Below are 16,398 nucleotides of genomic sequence, written 5' to 3' on the forward strand. Positions count from 1 at the left end.
TCACTGACTCTGGTCCGGAGCAACTTCCCCTTCTTACACTGCTGTTGAGGGGGAGATGCGGTTGCACAGACGGTTGCACGGGCGCGCAGCGCTGTTGGATGTCGATCCGGCCGGTCTCGTGCCGCGCCTTGTGGGCCTGCGCCCCCATCAGCACCGCAGTCATCCGTTCGAGCACCCGGGCGAGCTGCCCTTCGTGGTGCTCACGGGTGCCCGCGGTCTGGGCAAGAGCGCGGTGCTCGCCGAGTTACGGGACGCCTACAAGGGGCACACGCCGGTCGCGCTGGCCGACTGCGCGGAGGACCAGTTCGCGCGGCCGCCGGAAGGCCGGCCCGCCGAGTCGTGGTCGCCGGTGGCCCAGGCGCTGCTGGTCGTCGCCGAGCAGCTGGCCGAGCCGGTGACGGGCGCCGGGCGGATCACCTTTCCCCGGCTGATGTCGGGCCTGGTGGCGGTGGCCGCGGGCGGCTGGGGCGATGCCGACTCGGAGCGGATCCGCCGGGAGGTCGAGCGGATCCTGCTGCTGAACGAGAGCGGCTCGTGGATCAGCGGGTTCGCCGGGCGCTGGGCCGGCCGGGTGGCGGCGAAGGTGGTGGCCGCGGCCACCGGCACCGGGCCGCTGGTGTCGGGCGCGATCGAGGCGACCCTGGAGTCCGTCGCCGAGGGGTTCACCAGCCGCCGGCACCAGAAGGCGTCGGTGTGGTATCGGACGTATCCGAACGCGGGCGGGCACGCCCAGCGGGGGCTCATCCTGCTGTCCGGTCACTTCCGGGCGGGCGGCACCTCCCGCGAGCACGCGGAGCGGTATCTGGTGCGGGCGCTGCTGGCCGACCTGACGGAGGCGTACGCGGGGGTGCTGCCGCGCATGCAGCGTCTCGGGCGGCCGCTGGTGCTGCTCGACAACACCCAGAGCGCGCCCGGCCCCGGGCTGGTGGAGGCCGTGCTGCGCGACCGCGCCGAGGGCATCACGGACCAGGTGGCGTTCATCGCGGCCCGGCGCGGCGAGGGCCGCGACGAGCTGCCGGGCGCGGTCCGGCGGGTGCTGCCCGAGGTGGCCCGGCGCAGCGACTGGACCCCGGACGCGGCTCCCTCCTCGCGGGCGCTGCTAGTCGCGCTGCCCGCGCTGAGCCCGGACGACACCCTGCACATCGTCGGCGCCGTCTGCGACGACATCGCGGTGCCGCCCCAACTGCCGCACGCCGCCCACCGGTTGACGGCCGGCAATCCGCTGGGCATCGTCCTGCTCGCCGAGTCCGCCGCGCAGAACCTGCCCGGGGCAGCGTCGCTGGGCGACCTGCTCACCGCGGACGTGCGACTCGGCGAGGACGGGCCCGCCGTGCCCGCCTACCGGGCGCTGCTGGACCGGCTGGTGCCCGCCGAGCACCTGGACGAGCTGACCGTGCTGGCCGCCGCCCACGACCACGACTCGGCCTGCGCACTGGCGGCGGCCCTGCTGCCGGACACCTTCGGCCCGGCCGACGTACGCGCCCTGCAGACCCGGCTGGCCGAGGAGGGTCTGGCGACCGTGCCGGGCCAGTTCGTCGGCGACCCCTTCGTCCGCACCCTGCTGCTGCTCAGGCTGCACCTGCGGGACGCCGACCACGCGTCCTGGCGCACCGCGCACGAGACCCTGGCCGCGCACTACCCGGACCCCGAGCACGCCCGCTACCGGCTCCATCACGAACTCGCCCTCGGCATCACGGAGTCGGCGGTCGCGCTGCTGCGCGACACCTTTCCCACGCTGGACACCCGCACCTGGCTGCGCACCCTGCGCTTCGTGGCGTCCGCGCCGTACTTCCACGCGCACGACACCGCGGGCCGCGACTCCGGCGGCCGCGGCGACCGGCGCACCGCGGTCGCGCTCGGCCGCACGGACGCCGGGCACCGGCCGCCGGACGGCGTGGACGCCGTACTGCACCTGCGCGTACGGCGGTTGCTGCAGGCGGTGTGGCAGCTGACCGATCCGCTGGTGCTGCCCGACCCCACCGTGGGCGAGCGGCTCCGCTTCGAACTGGAGCAGCTGTCCAACCTGCGGCCCGCGGGCAATGCGCTGCTGTGGCGGGCGTCCCGGGACTGGCCGGCGGCGGCGCTCGCCGGGCGCCCTCTGGAGTGCCCCGAGGACCCCGACGACACGGACGACGGCCCGGACGACCGGAGCGGGGAGGCGTGATGGCACGCAGAGGCGTGGGCACCTGGGTGCGGGAGAGCGTGTGGGAGATACCGCTGCGCCGCTATCTGGCCCTGCTGGTCGCGGCGGCCCTGGTGGCGGGGGCGGTGTTCGGGGTGCGGGCGCTCACCCGGGTGGACCGCTCCTGCGGGCCCGGGGTGGACCGGCCGCAGGGCAGCGGCGAGTGCGTGGGCGTGGCGACGGGCCCGTACGACTTCGGTCACCCGCAGCTGCGGGACGTCGTGACGGCCATCGCGCGGGAGAACGACCGTCTCAGGCCGGGGAGTTACGTCACGGTGGCGCTGATGCTGCCCTACTCCTCGGCCTCCCGTACCAGTCTGAACGACATCCAGCACCAGCTGCAGGGCGCCTACGTGGCGCAGTACCAGGCCAATCACGACGCCAACGGCCAGGCGCCCGCGATCCGGCTGGTGCTCGCCAACCCGGGTGCGACGGGGGCGTACTGGCAGCAGACGGTGGACCGGCTGGTGCGGATGACGACGAGTGCGGACCGGCTGCGGGCCGTGGCGGGCATCGGGCAGAGCACCGACAACAACAAGCGGGCCGTCCGGGAGCTGACCCGGCGCGGGATCCCGGTGGTCGGCTCCTCGATCAGCGCCGACGACCTGGCCAACGGGCAGGGCGGCAAGGACCCCTACCCGGGGCTCGCCCGGGTCTCGCCGACCAACACCGACGAGGCCCGCGCGCTGGCCTCGTTCGCCCGGGTGAGCGCGGGCAGGGCGCTGCTGGTGTACGACAAGCCGGGCGACCCGTACACCAGGACGCTGCAGAACTCGTTCGCCGCGCTGATCAAGGGTTCGCCGTACGAGCCGCAGCCGTTCACCCCGCCCGCGGACCGCACCGAGGAGGGGACGACCGCCAACACCTTCCGGCAGATCACGCACCTGGTGTGCGACACCTCCCGGGAGACGGACACGATCCTGTTCGCGGGACGGCACACACAGCTGCGGCAGTTCATCAACGCGCTGGGCGGACGCGGCTGCCAGGACCGGGCGTTCACCGTGCTGACCGGCGACGAGGCCTCGTACCTGACCCATGAGAGCGACCTGGACCGCAACGCCCTGCGCCACCGCCTCTCGGTGCGCTACACCTCCCTCGCCCACCCGGACGCATGGATGAAGGACCCCGCGAAGACGGGCGGCTCGGCGGCGGACTTCGAGGTGCTGCGGGGGCTGCTGATCGCCGCCGAACGCAAGCCGTCCGGGCCGATCGGTCCGGCCGCCCTGGACGACGGCCAGCTGATCATCGGCTACGACGCGCTGCAGCTGGCGGTGCACGGGATCCGCGAGGCGGTGCCGGACGGAAAGAGCTTCCCGGCGCTCGCGGACGTGGGTCTGCAGTGGCCGCAGGTCAAGGGCTCGCTGCGGGTGAGCGGGGCGAGCGGCTGGATCTGCCTGGACGTGCACGGCAACCCGTACGACAAGGCGGTGCCGATCGTGGAGCTGACCCCCGAGGGCGGCTCGCGGTTCGTGAAGATCGCCTGGCCGGAGGGCAGGCCGCCGGCGAAGGAGTGCCTGCCGCCGTCCTAGGACCGGGAGAGCCTCAGTGTTTCGATCAGACGTTCGAAACGGGTGCGCCAGCCGGCCTCCGACTCCCCCTCGCCCTGGAACTCATGGGTGAAGCGCAGCACGCACCCCTCGCCGCCGTCCCGCTCCAGATGGAAACGGATCCGGCCGCCGGTCCCCACGGTGTACTCGGCGACGCGGTCCACGTCCCAGGCCGTGACCCGGCCCGTGCCCAGGTCGCGCAGGGTGACCAGACCGTCGAGCCGGGGCTCCAGCACGTCGGCGGCGGTCAACCAGGAGCCGAGCCCCTCGGGGGTGGCAACCGCCGACCAGACCTGCTCCATGGGGCGCGGGAGCCGTATCAGGAAGTGGAGTATGTGCGTGTTCCCGTGCGTCTGGCTGGTGCCCTGTTCGATGGAACCGCTCATGACACCAGCCTGACCCCGGCCCCGGGGATCCGCACCCCTTCGCGTCCGCGCCCGCCCACCCGCCCTACGGCAAAGGCCGGTCCCCGTGACACGGGTCACGGGAACCGGCCTTGGCGCCGGGAGACTTACACGCCCGCGTAGGAGTGCTTGCCGCTGACGAAGATGTTGACGCCGTAGTAGTTGAAGAGCCAGCAGCCGAAGGCGATCATCGCCAGGTAGGCGGCCTTGCGGCCCTTCCAGCCGGCCGTGGCGCGGGCGTGCAGGTAGCACGCGTAGGCGACCCAGGTGATGAAGGACCAGGTCTCCTTGGGGTCCCAGTTCCAGTAGCGGCCCCAGGCGTCGCCCGCCCAGATCGCGCCCGCGATGATCGTGAACGTCCACAGCGGGAAGACGGCCGCGTTGACCCGGTAGGCGAACTTGTCGAGCGAGGCGGAGGCGGGCAGCCGCTCCAGCACCGAGGTCGCGAAGGCGCCGGGCTTGCCGCCGGTCTGCAGCTTGTTCTCGTACGAGTCCTTGAACAGGTACAGGATCGTGGCGACCGCGCCGACGTAGAACACCGCGCCGCAGAAGATCGCGGTGGAGACGTGGATGTACAGCCAGTACGAGTGCAGGGCCGGGACCAGCTGGTCGCTCGCGGTGTACAGCACGGTGACCGCGAGGCCGAGGTCGAGGAGGACCGTGGTGATTAGGAACAGCCCGAGCCAGCGCACGTTCTTCTTCAGGGCCAGCAGCGCGAGGTACACACCGACGGCGACCGTGGAGAAGGTGATGTTGAACTCGTACATGTTGCCCCACGGCGCCCGCTGCACGGAGGCCGCGCGGGAGGCCACCCCGGCCAGCTCCACCAGGAACGCGAGCACGGTGAGGGAGACGGCGATACGCCCGTAGAGGTCGCCCTGCGCGTCCCCGCCGTGCGCACCGGGACCGTCCGGCACGTCCCGGGCGCCGGACGCGGAGCGCACGACGACCTGGGGCCGCTCCAGCACGGCGGTGCCGCCGGCCTGCTTGACGGTCACGGCGGGCGCCCCCGCCTTCTTCTCACCCTCGGCGGTGAGCGCGGCGGCCGTACGGGCGACCTTGCTGCGGCTGCCGAAGAGCCATTCGGCGATGTACGCGAAGAAGGCCAGCGTGTAGACGGCCATCGAGGAGTAGATCAGCGTGTTGCTGATGCTCGCCAGATGTTCGTTGGTCGCGACGGCGAGATCGGTTGCGGCGGCGAGAGTCACTTCTCAGCCCCTTCGGCAGGTACGGCTTGGGGGTCGGGGGTTGCTTCGTTGGATGCTGAAGAGCCGTCGGGGTCGGCTGCCCCCGGCGCCTGCTCGTAGAGGGTTCCGGCGAGGTCGCCCAGTTCCTCGGGCACCTTGGCGGACTCGCTGCGGCCGAGCCCGGCCATCTCGACGACCGTCACACCGTCCGCCCCGCGCACCGCCCGCACCCACACGCGACGGCGCTGGATGAACAGCGACGCGGCCAGACCGAAGATCGCGGTGAGGGCACCGCCGAGCGCCCAGCCGCTGCCCGGCTCCTGGACGATCTCGAAGCCGGCCCACTCCTTGATGTCCTTCTCGAAGGTGATGGACCCGGCGCCGTCCGGCAGCTGCATGGTGTCGCCGGGCTTGAGCAGCTGCTTCAGCTGCTGCCCCTTGGCGTTCTTGAACTGCTTCATGTGCTTCGTGTCGAGCTGGTACACGTTCTGGGGGCCCGTGTCGACGCCGAGGTCGCCGTGGTAGGCGTTCACCGCGAGGAGCGGGTTCACCAGCGCCGGGAACTGCGACAGCATCGTGCCGCTCTTCGGGTCGAAGGTCGGCACGAAGAAGGCCTGGAAGCCGAGCTGTTCCTTCTGGCCCTTGCCGTTGCGGTAGCCGTCCATCACCTTGATCACGCCGTTGGAGGTGACGTTGCCGTCGAGCGGCAGCAGGGGGACGGCGGCGTGCGAGACGACCGTGCCCCGGCCGTCGCGGACGGTGATGACGGGCGCGTAGCCGTGGCTGACCAGGTAGACCTTGGAGTCGCCGATCTCCAGCGGCTGGTTGACCTTGATGGTGGCCGGCTTCTCCTTGCCGTACGCGCCCTCGCTGTAGGTGATCTTCGCCTGGTAGGTGCGCGGGGTGCCGCGGTTGGGGCCGCTGGTCTCGTAGGTGCCCGTGAAGTCCTTCAGATCGAAGCTGAACGGCACGAGGTCGTCGTTCTGGAACATGCTGCCGGACTTGAAGTCGTCGTACATCGGCAGCGCGTTGGAGAAGCCGTCGCCCTCCACCATCAGCTTGGTGCCGTCCGACTTGAACAGCTGGCCCGAGGCGAAGGCGACCAGCAGCACGATCAGCGCGATGTGGAAGGCCAGGTTGCCCAGCTCGCGCACATAGCCCTTCTCGGCGGCGACCGCGTCACCGACCGCATGGGCGCGGAAGCGGCGCTTCTTCAGCAGTGCGAGCGCGGCCTCACGGACCTGCTCCGGCTCCGCGGTGGTGCGCCAGGTGGTGTAGGCGGGCAGCCGGGTCAGCCGCTTGGGGGCGCCCGGCGGGCGGCCGCGCAGCTGACCGGCGAACTGCCAGGTGCGCGGGACGATGCAGCCGATGAGGGAGACGAACAGCAGGATGTAGATCGCGGAGAACCACACCGAGCTGTAGACATGGAACAGGCCGAGCTTGTCGTAGACCGGCGCGAGCGTCGTGTGGGCCTTGCGGAAGTCGTCGACCTTGTTGAGGTCGGCGCCGGTCTGCGGGATCAGCGAGCCGGGGATCGCGCCGAGCGAGAGCAGCAGGAGCAGCAGCAGCGCGACCCGCATGGAGGTCAGCTGCCGCCAGAACCAGCGGGCCCAGCCGATGACGCCGAGGCCGGGCAGGCCGCCCGCGGTCTCCTCCTGCGGGGCGGTGGACAGCTGGGAGCCGGCCGCTCCCAGGTCCTCCTGGTCCTGGCCGTTGTCGGTTTCGGTCTTGCTCATCGATCAGATCCCCACAGTGAAGCCGTCGGACCAGCCCTGCATCTCCTGCACGAGACTGTCCCACGCCCCGGTCAGCAGCAGCACACCGGTCACGATCATCATCGTGCCGCCGATGCGCATCACCCAGACATAGTGGCGCTTGACCCATCCGAAGGCGCCGAGCGCCTTGCGGAAGGCGACCGCGGTGAGCACGAAGGGCACGCCGAGGCCGATGCAGTAGGCGACGGTCAGCAGGGCGCCGCGCCCGGCGCTCGCCTGCTGGGAGGAGAGCGCGACGACCGAACCGAGCGTGGGACCGATGCAGGGCGTCCAGCCGATGCCGAACAGGGCGCCGAGCACGGGTGCGCCCACCAGCCCGGTGGTCGGCCGTTTGTGGAAGCGGAACTCGCGCTGGGTCAGCCAGGGCATCAGCCCCATGAAGAACACGCCCATGAGGATCATGAGCACGCCGAGCACCTTGGTCAGAACGTCCTTGTGTTCCTGCAGGGTGTAGCCGAAGAAGCCGAACATGGCTCCGCCGGAGACGAACACGGCGCTGAAGCCGAGCACGAACAGCGAGGCTCCGACCACCATGCGCCCGCGCCTGGCCTCGGCCAGGTCGGTACCGGCGACCCCGGTGACATAGGAGAGGTAGCCGGGAACCAGCGGCAGGACACAGGGCGAGAAGAAGGAGACGAGGCCGCCGAACAGGGCGATCGGCAGGGCGGCCAGCAGGGCCCCGTTGAGGACGACCGGGTTGCGGCCCGTCTCGGCGGCCAGCGTGACGAGTGCGCTCACGTCACTTCTCCGCGAGGACCGGCTTGAGCATCGCCAGCAGGCTGGTGTCGTCGAGCGCCTCCAGCGCCCGCGCGGCGACCTTCCCGTCCTTGTCGATGATGAGCGTGGACGGGATCAGCTGCGGGTTGAGCGTGCCCCTCTTGAAGCGGAGCATCAGCCTGCCCGTCGGGTCGTACAGGCTCGGGTAGCCGATCCCGTGCTCCTTCTCGAAGGCGACCGCGGGGGTGGTGCTGGTGTCCCGGGTGTTGATGCCGACGAACTGGACGCCCTTGCCCTCGTACGCACGCGAGACCTTGGAGAAGTACTTGGCCTCCTCCCGGCACGGCCCGCACCACGAGCCCCAGACGTTGATCACGACGACCTTGCCCTTGTAGTCGGCGACGTCCAGGGTCTTGCCGTCGATGGTCTTGCCGGACAGGTCCGGCGCCGCGGCCCGCTCGCCCTTGGCGGCCGTGTCGATGCCGTTGTGGCCGGTGACGAAGTTGGTGTTTCCGCCCCCGCCGGAGATGCCGCCACTACCGCATGCGGACAGGGTCAGGGCCGCTGCGGCGGCCACGGCGCTGAGCAGGGCGGCGCGGCTACGGGTACTCATGTGAAAAGTTTCGCATGCCTGTTCCGGGGATCTCGCCCGCCCCCCTGCCGGGCGGAAAACCGCATTTCAGGAGGTATTTACTCCGGACATTTCGGCCGACTTCCCCGACGGGCTCCCGGGCGACCGCTCCGGCGGCTTCCCCCGCAGTTCCCCGGCGACCCCCGGGCGCGCCCGGCGGCTTCCCCGCGACTCCCGGGCGCCCCCGGCGCGCCCGGCCGCCCTTCCGTGACCTCCGGGCCGCTTCTCAGGCGGCGTCCGAGGAGGCCGACTTGGTGTCCCGCAGGAAGTCCTTCCAGCCCCCGGCCGGCTGCTGCCCGACCTCCAGCGTGCGCAGCTTGGCGAGCACCTCGGGCTTCTGGACGTCCATCCAGTCCACGAACTGCCGGAAGGAGACCAGGCGCACATCCGCGCCCTTCTCCTTCTCCCGGGCGATGTGCTTGAAGGCCTCCTCGACGGAGTCCATGTAGATGCCGCCGTTCCACTGCTCGAAGTGGTTGCCGACGAAGAACGGTGCCCGGTTTGTCTTGTATGCCCGCTCGAATCCCTGGATGTACGCCTGGGCGGACTGCTTCCGCCAGCCCGGGTAGTTACTGGGCGGCGCCTTGGTCGAGTTGACCGACTGGTTGGCGAGCATGTTGTAGTCCATGGACAGGACCTCGAAGGAACGTCCGGGGAAAGGTATCTGCTGCAGCGGCAGGTCCCAGATCCCCAGCCGCTTCAACGGCCACACCTGACGGCCGCCCGGCGAGGAGGCGTCGTAGCGCCAGCCCAGCTTCTTGGCGGTGGGCAGCAGGTTGTTCTGGCCGAGCAGACAGGGCGTACGGCCGCCGACCAGCTCCTTGTCGTAGTCGAACGGCAGCGAGGGCAGGTCGGTCCACCCGCTGTTGGTCCGCCACTCCTTCACGAAGGCCTTGGCCTGCCGGATCTCGCTCTCCCACTGCTGCGCGGTCCAGTTGCCGACCGTGCCGCTGCCCGCACAGAAGTGCCCGTTGAAGTGGGTGCCGATCTCGTGGCCCTCCAGCCAGGCCCGGCGCACATTGGTCAGCGTCGCCTTGATGTGCGGGTCGCTGAGGTAGCCGATGTCGGAGGCGCCGCGCGGGTTGTTCGGAGGCTCGTACAGGCGCTTCTTCGACTCGGGCAGCAGATACAGCCCCGAGAGGAAGAAGGTCATGCTCGCGCCGTGCTCCTTGGCCAGGTCCAGGAAGCGCGGGAAGAGACCGTTGCCGACCTCGCCGGCGCCGTCCCAGGAGAAGATCACGAACTGCGGCGGGGCCTGGCCCGGCTCCAGCGGCTCGGGCCTGGCCGGCTGGTGCGGCTGCTTGCCGGTGAAGGAGGTGGAGCCGTCTCCGATGGGCCGCCCGGGACGCGCGGCGCCGCCGCCGTTCTTCCCGCCGCCTCCGCCCGAGTTCCCGGAACCGGACGCGTGCCCGCCGCCGTCCGAGGACTTGAGGGACCCGCAGCCCGCGAGGCCGGCGGCGGCCGCCGCACCCGCGCCGAGGCCGAGCATCCCCCTCCGGGAGAAGGTCCGGGAGAACGTGCGCATGGAAATCCCCGATTCATCGCGCCTGCTGGTGGTCACCCAGTGAGAGGCCGCGACGGTCGGGGAGGTTCCGCTGATTCTTATGTTTTTCGCAATAGTTCAGGCAAAAGCACCCTAAGGCGTGTCAACCGGGCCACCGACAGGGGCCGTTACGCGCCGAAGGCCTTGCTCTTCCCCTTCACCGGCTTGACACCGGCCCGGAGGTGGGCCGGCACGAGATCGATGGCGGGCTCGGCATAGCCGACGGAAACGATCCTGTCACCCTGGTAGGTGAAAGTCGTCAGGGAGGCGAGCGTGCACTGCCGCTTGCGCGGGTCGTGCCACAGCCTCCGCTTCTCGACGTACGACCGTACGATCCAGATCGGCAGCTGGTGGCTGACCAGCACCGCCTCGTGCCCGCGGGCCTGGTCCTTGGCCGCGTTCAGCGCGCCCATCATCCGGACGACCTGGTCGACGTACGGCTCGCCCCAGGACGGCTTGAACGGGTTGACCAGGTGCTTCCAGTTCTCGGGCTTGCGCAGCGCGCCGTCGCCGACTCCGAAGGTCTTGCCCTGGAAGACGTTGCCGGCCTCGATGAGCCGTTCGTCGGTGGCGAGATCCAGCCCGTGCGCCTTGGCGATCGGGGTGGCGGTCTCCTGCGCACGCTCCAGCGGCGAGGCGATCACCTGGGTGACGTCCCGTGCGGCGAGGTGCTCGGCGACCCGTTCGGCCATCTGCCGGCCCAGCTCGGACAGGTGGTAGCCGGGCAGCCGCCCGTAGAGGATCCCGTCCGGGTTCTCGACCTCGCCGTGCCGCATGAGGTGCACGACGGTGATGTCACCGTTGCCCGCGTTGCCGCCGTTGGTCGCCTTGCTGCCGTTGGTGCTCACGCGGTCGCCTCCGCAGCGGCCCGGGCCGCCGCCGGAAGGGCGTCGGCGATCTTCTGGATGGCCCGCTCGTCGTGGGCCGTGGACACGAACCAGGACTCGAAGGACGACGGCGGCAGATAGACGCCGTTCGCCAGCAGCGAGTGGAAGAAGGCGGTGAAGCGGAACGACTCCTGCCGCTTGGCGTCCTCGTAGTCCCGCACCTGCCGGTCGGTGAAGAACACGGAGAACATGTTGGAGGCGGTCTGCAGCCGGTGCGCGACGCCCTCCTTGCTCAGCGCCTCGCCCACGAGCGACTGGATCTGCCCGGACACGGCGTCGACCTTGTCGTAGGCCGCGTCGTCGAGGAGCCGCAGCTGGGCGAGCCCGGCGGCGGTGGCGACCGGGTTCCCGGAGAGGGTGCCGGCCTGGTAGACGGGCCCGGCGGGCGCGAGATGGGCCATGACGTCGGCCCGGCCGCCGAAGGCGGCGGCCGGGAAGCCGCCGCCCATCACCTTCCCGAAGGTCATGAGGTCGGGCTTGACCCCGTCGATCCCGTACCAGCCGCTCCTGCTGGTACGGAAGCCGGTCATGACCTCGTCGGAGATGAAGAGGGCGCCGTTCTTCCGGCAGGCGTCCTTGAGTCCCTGGTTGAACCCGGGGCCCGGCGGCACGACACCCATGTTGCCCGGCGAGGCCTCGGTGATCACGCAGGCGATCTCACCCGGATGCCGGTGGAAGGCCTCCTGCACGGCTTCGAGATCGTTGTACGGCAGCACGATCGTGTCCGCGGCCTGGGCACCGGTGACGCCGGGCGTGTCGGGCAGTGCGAAGGTCGCGACGCCGGAGCCGGCCGCGGCGAGCAGGGAGTCGACGTGCCCGTGGTAGCACCCGGCGAACTTGATCACCTTGGTCCGCCTGGTGAACCCGCGGGCGAGCCGGATGGCCGACATGGTGGCCTCGGTCCCGCTGCTGACGAGCCGCACCTGCTCCACCGGCTCCACCCGGGCGACGATCTCCTCGGCGAGCGCGACCTCGCCCTCACCGGGCGTACCGAAGGACGTACCGCGCGCGACCGCCTCCTGGACGGCGCCGATGACCTCGGGGTGGGAATGCCCCAGAATCATCGGTCCCCAGGAACACACCAGGTCGACGTACTCCCGCCCGTCGGCATCGGTCAGGTACGGCCCCTTGCCGGACACCATGAAGCGGGGCGTGCCGCCCACGGCGCGGAATGCGCGCACCGGGGAGTTCACGCCGCCCGGTGTGACGACGGACGCACGGTCGAAGAGCGCCTGTGAGACCGGCGCTTCATAGGGATAGGGCAGTTCGCTCATGGCACTCATGACGTGCGACTTCTCCGGCTTCTCGGAACTCCGGTTGCGTAGTGACCTCCTCAGGGTAGGCCGCGGCTCGTGCCGCCCGCCGCCGACCTCAAGATCACGGTTGCGCCATCTGCGAGACTGAGAGCTGATACACACAGCTCATCGGCACGTAGTAGTCAGGGGCTGTTGAAGATCCCGCGGACTGTTGTTTCACCGCACGTTTCGGCGGGCGGCCGTGGGGGAGGTCACTGACACGATGATCGGGTTGCGCGGCGGGGGCCACGCGTCCTAGAAAAGCAGTCGGGTGGAGATATGCATCGCGGTGGCGGACTGGGCGAGGGGACTGATGACCTGGGTCCTCGACGTGCCCGGCGGGGAAGGCACCGGCGCGACGCGGAGGAAACGACAGAAGCACGTCAGGCACAGGGTGTACCGAATGAGTCCGAGCGGCACGACCGGCAGATCGACCGGCAGCTCGACCGGCCGCTGGACCAGCATCCGGACCGGCCCGTCGACCGCCGGCTCGACCACCGGGCGGACCGTCTCCGGACGGGGAGCAGGAATGGTGGTCGGGTGGGGGTGACCTACAAATACTTCGGCGCGCCCGACGGCGCGACCGCGGCCCGCGTCCCCATCTCGATGCGCCCCGAGGAGCTCGGCGGCGACGAGCTGGGCATGAACGGCATGTTCACCAAGATCAAGCCGGAGACGATGGCCGCGATGGTGCTGACCGGCATCGAGGGCGTGCCCCTGCACAAGGTGCCGCCCCTGGAGCTGGTCGTCCTGCACCCCGACTATGCGGTCGTCAAGCTCCCCATGACGGTCGTCGACCCCCTGCGCGGCATAGGCGAGGAAGCGGTGGGCGCGGCGGCCTTCATCTGGTCGACGGTGCCTGACCGGGGCGGACCGCGGGACGCGTTCAACGTGTACCAGTTGCTGCACGAGTGGCAGGACTTCAGCCACCGGTTGCATGAGGCGGGGCATCAGCCGTATTGCTTGGTTTGGCCCTGAGCTGGGGTTTCGCGGGGTTTCGTGGAGTTCGGGCGGGACTTTCGGGTCCCGCCCTCGTCATGTGCGCGATGCGGAGGCGGCGGTCCGAGCAAGGGCCGAGCCCTGCGCCACCGGGGACGTGGGTACGGAGGCCACCGGGCGGTGCCCCCGTGGGTCACCTGGTGGTGGCCTCCGTGGGTCACCTGCTGATGGCCTCCGTGGGTCACTTGGTGATCGAGTAGGAGTGGGCGCCGGTTCCGGCCAGGGCGCCGGCGTCGACGATGAGGTACTCGTCCCGGATCGGGCGGCCCGCGAAGAAGGACTCCAGGATCTCGCGGGTGCCGGCCGCGTAGCGGGCCTGCGCGGACAGGGAGGAGCCGGAGATGTGCGGGGTCATGCCGTGGTGCGGCATGGTGCGCCAGGGGTGGTCGGCGGGGGCCGGCTGCGGGTACCAGACGTCACCCGCGTACCCGGCCAGGCGCCCGCTGCGCAGGGCGCGGTCCACCGCGTCCCGGTCCACGATCTTCGCCCGGGCCGTGTTGATCAGATAGGCGCCGCGTTTCATCGTCGCCAGCAGCTCGTCGCCGAAGAGGCCCTCGGTCTCGGGGTGGAGCGGTGCGTTGACGGTGACGACGTCGCAGTGCGGGACCATGTCGGCGGCGGTCGGGTGGAAGGCAAGACCCAGTTCCTCCTCCGCCTCCCGCGGCAGCCGGTGCCGGTCGGTGTAGTGCAGCCGCACGTCGAAGGGCGCGAGGCGGCGCAGGACCGCGAGGCCGATGCGACCGGCGGCGACCGTGCCGACGTGCATGCCTTCGAGGTCGTACGAGCGGGCCACGCAGTCGGCGATGTTCCAGCCGCCGTCGAGGACCACCCGGTGGGAGGGCAGGTAGTTGCGGACCAGGGACAGGGTCGTCATCACCACGTGCTCGGCCACGCTGATGCTGTTGCAGTACGTCACCTCGGCGACCGTCACCCCATGGGCGATCGCCGCGTCCAGGTCGACGTGGTCGGAGCCGATCCCCGCGGTGACGGCCAGCTTCAGGTTCTTCGCGGCGGCGATCCGTTCCGCGGTCAGGTACGCCGGCCAGAACGGCTGTGAGACGACGACGTCCGCGTCGGCCAGCTCACGGTCGAACACCGACCCGTCGCCGTCCTTGTCGGAGGTGACGACGAGGGTGTGACCCGCCTTCTCCAGGTAGCCGCGCAGGCCGAGTCCGCCGGAGACGCTGCCGAGCAGGTGCCCGGGGGTGAAGTCGATCGCCTCGGGAGTGGGAGTGGTCCGGCCGCCGGGGTAGCGGTCGATCGCGGGCAGGTCGTCGCGGGCGTACGTGGTCGGGTATCCGTCGGTGGGGTCGTCGTACAGGACGCAGAGCACCTTGGCCATGTCACGGCTCCTCAACTGGCGTTGCGGGAAGGTGCAGTTCACGATCCTCGGGGCCGTCCGGGCCGGTCAAAGCGATCCTTGCTATGCCGGCATAGTCCGCGGCTATCAGCCCCGCAGACACGTCGTCCCTGCCAGCCCCCGCAGGCACGTCCTCACGGTCAGCCCCCGCAGATACGTCCTCCCGGTCAGCCCCGCAGGTACGTCATCCCTGTCAGCCCCGCAGGCACGTCTTCCCTGTCTGCCCCCGCAAGTACGTCCTCCCTGCCAGCCCCCGCAGGTACGTCCCCGTCAGTCCCGCAGGTACGTCCGCAGCAGTTCGTCGAGCGCGTCCCGCAGCCCCGCCTCCCGCGCCACCGTCAACAGCGCCTCGGCCAGGACGGACTGGGGCTCGCTGCGGGCGACGACCAGGCCGACCCGGGGGCCGTGTGCGGGGCCCTCCAGCGGCACCACGCGCATCCCCTCCGGCACCCCGAACAGGTGCAGCCACGCATGCGAGATCACGCTGGACCAGCGGCCGCCGGGCAGATGGGCGTAGAGCCCGGCGACGCTGTCCGACTCGATCGCGGGGGCGGCGGTGGCTCCGTCGGCCGCGAAGCACTCGTCGATGATCCGCCGGTTGCGCATCCGCGACGACAGCAGGCACAGGGGCAGGGCCGCGGCCTGTGACCACCGGGCCGCGCCGGAGCCGCCGAGCGGACCGCCGACCGGGGTGAGGAGGACGTACCGCTCCTCGTAGAGCGGGAAGCGGCGGACGTGGCGCAGTGTGCCGTCGTCCAGGTAGGTCATCGCCGCGTCCAGCTCGAACTCCGCCAGGCCGTGCCGGATCTGCGCCGACGACAGCGACTCCACGCGCACTCCGGCGCGCGGGTGACGGTCGCAGAAAGGGGTGGTCAGCAGGGCGGCGACGGGCAGCGCGGTCGGCACCACACCCAGCCGGAGCGTGCCGGTCAGGCCGCCGCGCAGCGCCGACAGTTCCTGGCGGAGCGCGTCCTGTTCGGCCAGCATGCGGTGCGCCCACGCCAGGACCACCTCGCCCTCGGGGGTCAGGCCCTCGTACCGCCGGCCCCGCCGCACGACCGGTACGTCCAGCTCGTGTTCGAGCCTGCGGATCGCGGCCGACAGCGAGGGCTGCGAGACGTAACAGGCGGCTGCCGCGCGGGCGAAATGGCGTTCCCTGGCGAGCGCGACGAGGTACTCCAGCTGGCGCAGCAGCATGCACGGCCTCCGCGGGGAAAGGGGACGGCTGGGGTTCGATGGTGCCGCCGTACAGCATCCGCCCGGACCGGCCGGACCGGGTCTGCGAGGCATCACCGGGCCTTTGCCTCGCGGTTGCGACGGGGCCGGAACGGAGATCGTCACGCCGGACTACGGTGGCCACACGGCAACCCGTAGCCACACACCCCTCACACTCTGCGAGGCATCCCACCATGAGCCTGAGCATCCGCAACCAGATCGCCGGCACGGTCACCGCCGTCACCGCGGGCGAGGCCATGGCAACGGTCAAGGTCCGCCTCGACGGCGGCCAGGACGTCACCGCTGCCATCACCCTGGACGCCGTCAAGGACCTCGGCCTCGCCGAAGGCTCCACGGTGCGCACCCTCGTCAAGGCCACGGAGGTCGCGCTGGCCACCGGCCCGGTGGAGGGCCTGTCCATCCGCAACCGGCTGTCCGGCACCGTGCGCGACATCGCGTCGGGCGCCGCCATGGCCTCGGTCAGGGTCTCGGTCCAGGGCGCCGAACTGACCGCCGCGATCACCCGGGACGCGGTCACCGACCTCGGTCTCGCGAAGGGTTCCGCCGTCACCGTCCTGTTCAAGTCGACGGAGGTCTCGCTCGCGGCCGTCTGAGCCGCCCGAGCCGCCCGAGCCGCCCGAGCCGTCCGAGCCGTC

At 70.9% G+C, this 16,398-nt stretch carries 15 protein-coding genes; 4 read left to right on the plus strand and 11 right to left on the minus strand.

The window, feature by feature from the left end; genetic code table 11:
• Positions 1 to 55: 55 nt before the first annotated feature.
• On the plus strand, positions 56 to 2,164 hold the full coding sequence (locus tag ACZ7P3_RS20930) for a hypothetical protein (RefSeq protein WP_472083706.1): 2,109 nt from the start codon (positions 56 to 58) through the stop codon (positions 2,162 to 2,164).
• Positions 2,164 to 3,711: a type 1 periplasmic-binding domain-containing protein gene (locus ACZ7P3_RS20935; RefSeq protein ID WP_472083708.1), complete on the plus strand. Its 1,548-nt coding sequence runs from the start codon at positions 2,164 to 2,166 to the stop codon at positions 3,709 to 3,711. The genes ACZ7P3_RS20930 and ACZ7P3_RS20935 overlap by 1 nt, the downstream gene beginning before the upstream one ends.
• On the opposite strand, the gene ACZ7P3_RS20940 is transcribed toward ACZ7P3_RS20935, so the two are convergent.
• The 9 genes from ACZ7P3_RS20940 to ACZ7P3_RS20980 all read right to left on the minus strand — a co-directional run bounded on the left by ACZ7P3_RS20940 (position 3,708) and on the right by ACZ7P3_RS20980 (position 12,666).
• Positions 3,708 to 4,115, minus strand: a complete 408-nt coding sequence (locus ACZ7P3_RS20940) for an SRPBCC family protein (protein WP_472083710.1) — start codon at positions 4,113 to 4,115, stop codon at positions 3,708 to 3,710. The genes ACZ7P3_RS20935 and ACZ7P3_RS20940 overlap by 4 nt on opposite strands.
• Before the next feature lie 125 nt (positions 4,116 to 4,240).
• Positions 4,241 to 5,341: a c-type cytochrome biogenesis protein CcsB gene (ccsB, locus tag ACZ7P3_RS20945; RefSeq protein ID WP_472083712.1), complete on the minus strand. Its 1,101-nt coding sequence runs from the start codon at positions 5,339 to 5,341 to the stop codon at positions 4,241 to 4,243.
• Complete coding sequence (resB, locus tag ACZ7P3_RS20950; protein WP_472083714.1) at positions 5,338 to 7,056, minus strand: cytochrome c biogenesis protein ResB; 1,719 nt, start codon at positions 7,054 to 7,056, stop codon at positions 5,338 to 5,340. The genes ccsB and resB overlap by 4 nt, the downstream gene beginning before the upstream one ends.
• A gap of 3 nt (positions 7,057 to 7,059) precedes the next feature.
• Positions 7,060 to 7,833, minus strand: a complete 774-nt coding sequence (locus ACZ7P3_RS20955) for a cytochrome c biogenesis CcdA family protein (RefSeq protein WP_472083716.1) — start codon at positions 7,831 to 7,833, stop codon at positions 7,060 to 7,062.
• 1 nt (position 7,834) lies between these two features.
• A complete protein-coding gene (locus ACZ7P3_RS20960) occupies positions 7,835 to 8,425 on the minus strand; it encodes a TlpA family protein disulfide reductase (protein ID WP_472083718.1) in 591 nt (196 codons plus the stop codon).
• Positions 8,426 to 8,669: 244 nt separating this feature from the next.
• Positions 8,670 to 9,968, minus strand: coding sequence for a polysaccharide deacetylase family protein (locus ACZ7P3_RS20965; protein ID WP_472083719.1), 1,299 nt, complete (start codon positions 9,966 to 9,968; stop codon positions 8,670 to 8,672).
• A gap of 146 nt (positions 9,969 to 10,114) precedes the next feature.
• Positions 10,115 to 10,762 carry a histidine phosphatase family protein gene (locus ACZ7P3_RS20970; RefSeq protein WP_472083888.1) on the minus strand — a complete coding sequence of 216 codons (648 nt, stop codon included), beginning with the start codon at positions 10,760 to 10,762 and terminating at the stop codon, positions 10,115 to 10,117.
• Positions 10,763 to 10,830: 68 nt separating this feature from the next.
• A complete protein-coding gene (gene hemL / locus ACZ7P3_RS20975; RefSeq protein ID WP_472083890.1) occupies positions 10,831 to 12,147 on the minus strand; it encodes a glutamate-1-semialdehyde 2,1-aminomutase in 1,317 nt (438 codons plus the stop codon).
• Positions 12,148 to 12,423: 276 nt separating this feature from the next.
• Positions 12,424 to 12,666, minus strand: a complete 243-nt coding sequence (locus tag ACZ7P3_RS20980) for a hypothetical protein (protein WP_472083902.1) — start codon at positions 12,664 to 12,666, stop codon at positions 12,424 to 12,426.
• Between ACZ7P3_RS20980 and ACZ7P3_RS20985 the strand changes: the two genes are divergently transcribed.
• The gene (locus ACZ7P3_RS20985) at positions 12,622 to 13,146 is read left to right on the plus strand and encodes a hypothetical protein (RefSeq protein ID WP_472083892.1); all 525 of its coding nucleotides are present in this window, start codon (positions 12,622 to 12,624) and stop codon (positions 13,144 to 13,146) included. The genes ACZ7P3_RS20980 and ACZ7P3_RS20985 overlap by 45 nt on opposite strands.
• A 202-nt stretch (positions 13,147 to 13,348) precedes the next feature.
• Here the strand turns inward: ACZ7P3_RS20985 and ACZ7P3_RS20990 are convergent, their stop codons facing one another.
• Together ACZ7P3_RS20990 and ACZ7P3_RS20995 are read right to left on the minus strand one after the other, a co-directional pair.
• Positions 13,349 to 14,509, minus strand: a complete 1,161-nt coding sequence (locus tag ACZ7P3_RS20990) for an NAD-dependent formate dehydrogenase (protein WP_472083721.1) — start codon at positions 14,507 to 14,509, stop codon at positions 13,349 to 13,351.
• A gap of 288 nt (positions 14,510 to 14,797) precedes the next feature.
• On the minus strand, positions 14,798 to 15,724 hold the full coding sequence (locus tag ACZ7P3_RS20995) for a LysR family transcriptional regulator (RefSeq protein WP_472083723.1): 927 nt from the start codon (positions 15,722 to 15,724) through the stop codon (positions 14,798 to 14,800).
• 212 nt (positions 15,725 to 15,936) lie between these two features.
• On the opposite strand from ACZ7P3_RS20995, the gene ACZ7P3_RS21000 reads away from it, so the two are divergent.
• On the plus strand, positions 15,937 to 16,356 hold the full coding sequence (locus ACZ7P3_RS21000) for a TOBE domain-containing protein (RefSeq protein ID WP_472083725.1): 420 nt from the start codon (positions 15,937 to 15,939) through the stop codon (positions 16,354 to 16,356).
• The last annotated feature ends 42 nt before the right edge of the window (positions 16,357 to 16,398 follow it).

The sequence above is a fragment of the Streptomyces sp. NPDC107581 genome (assembly GCF_055657175.1).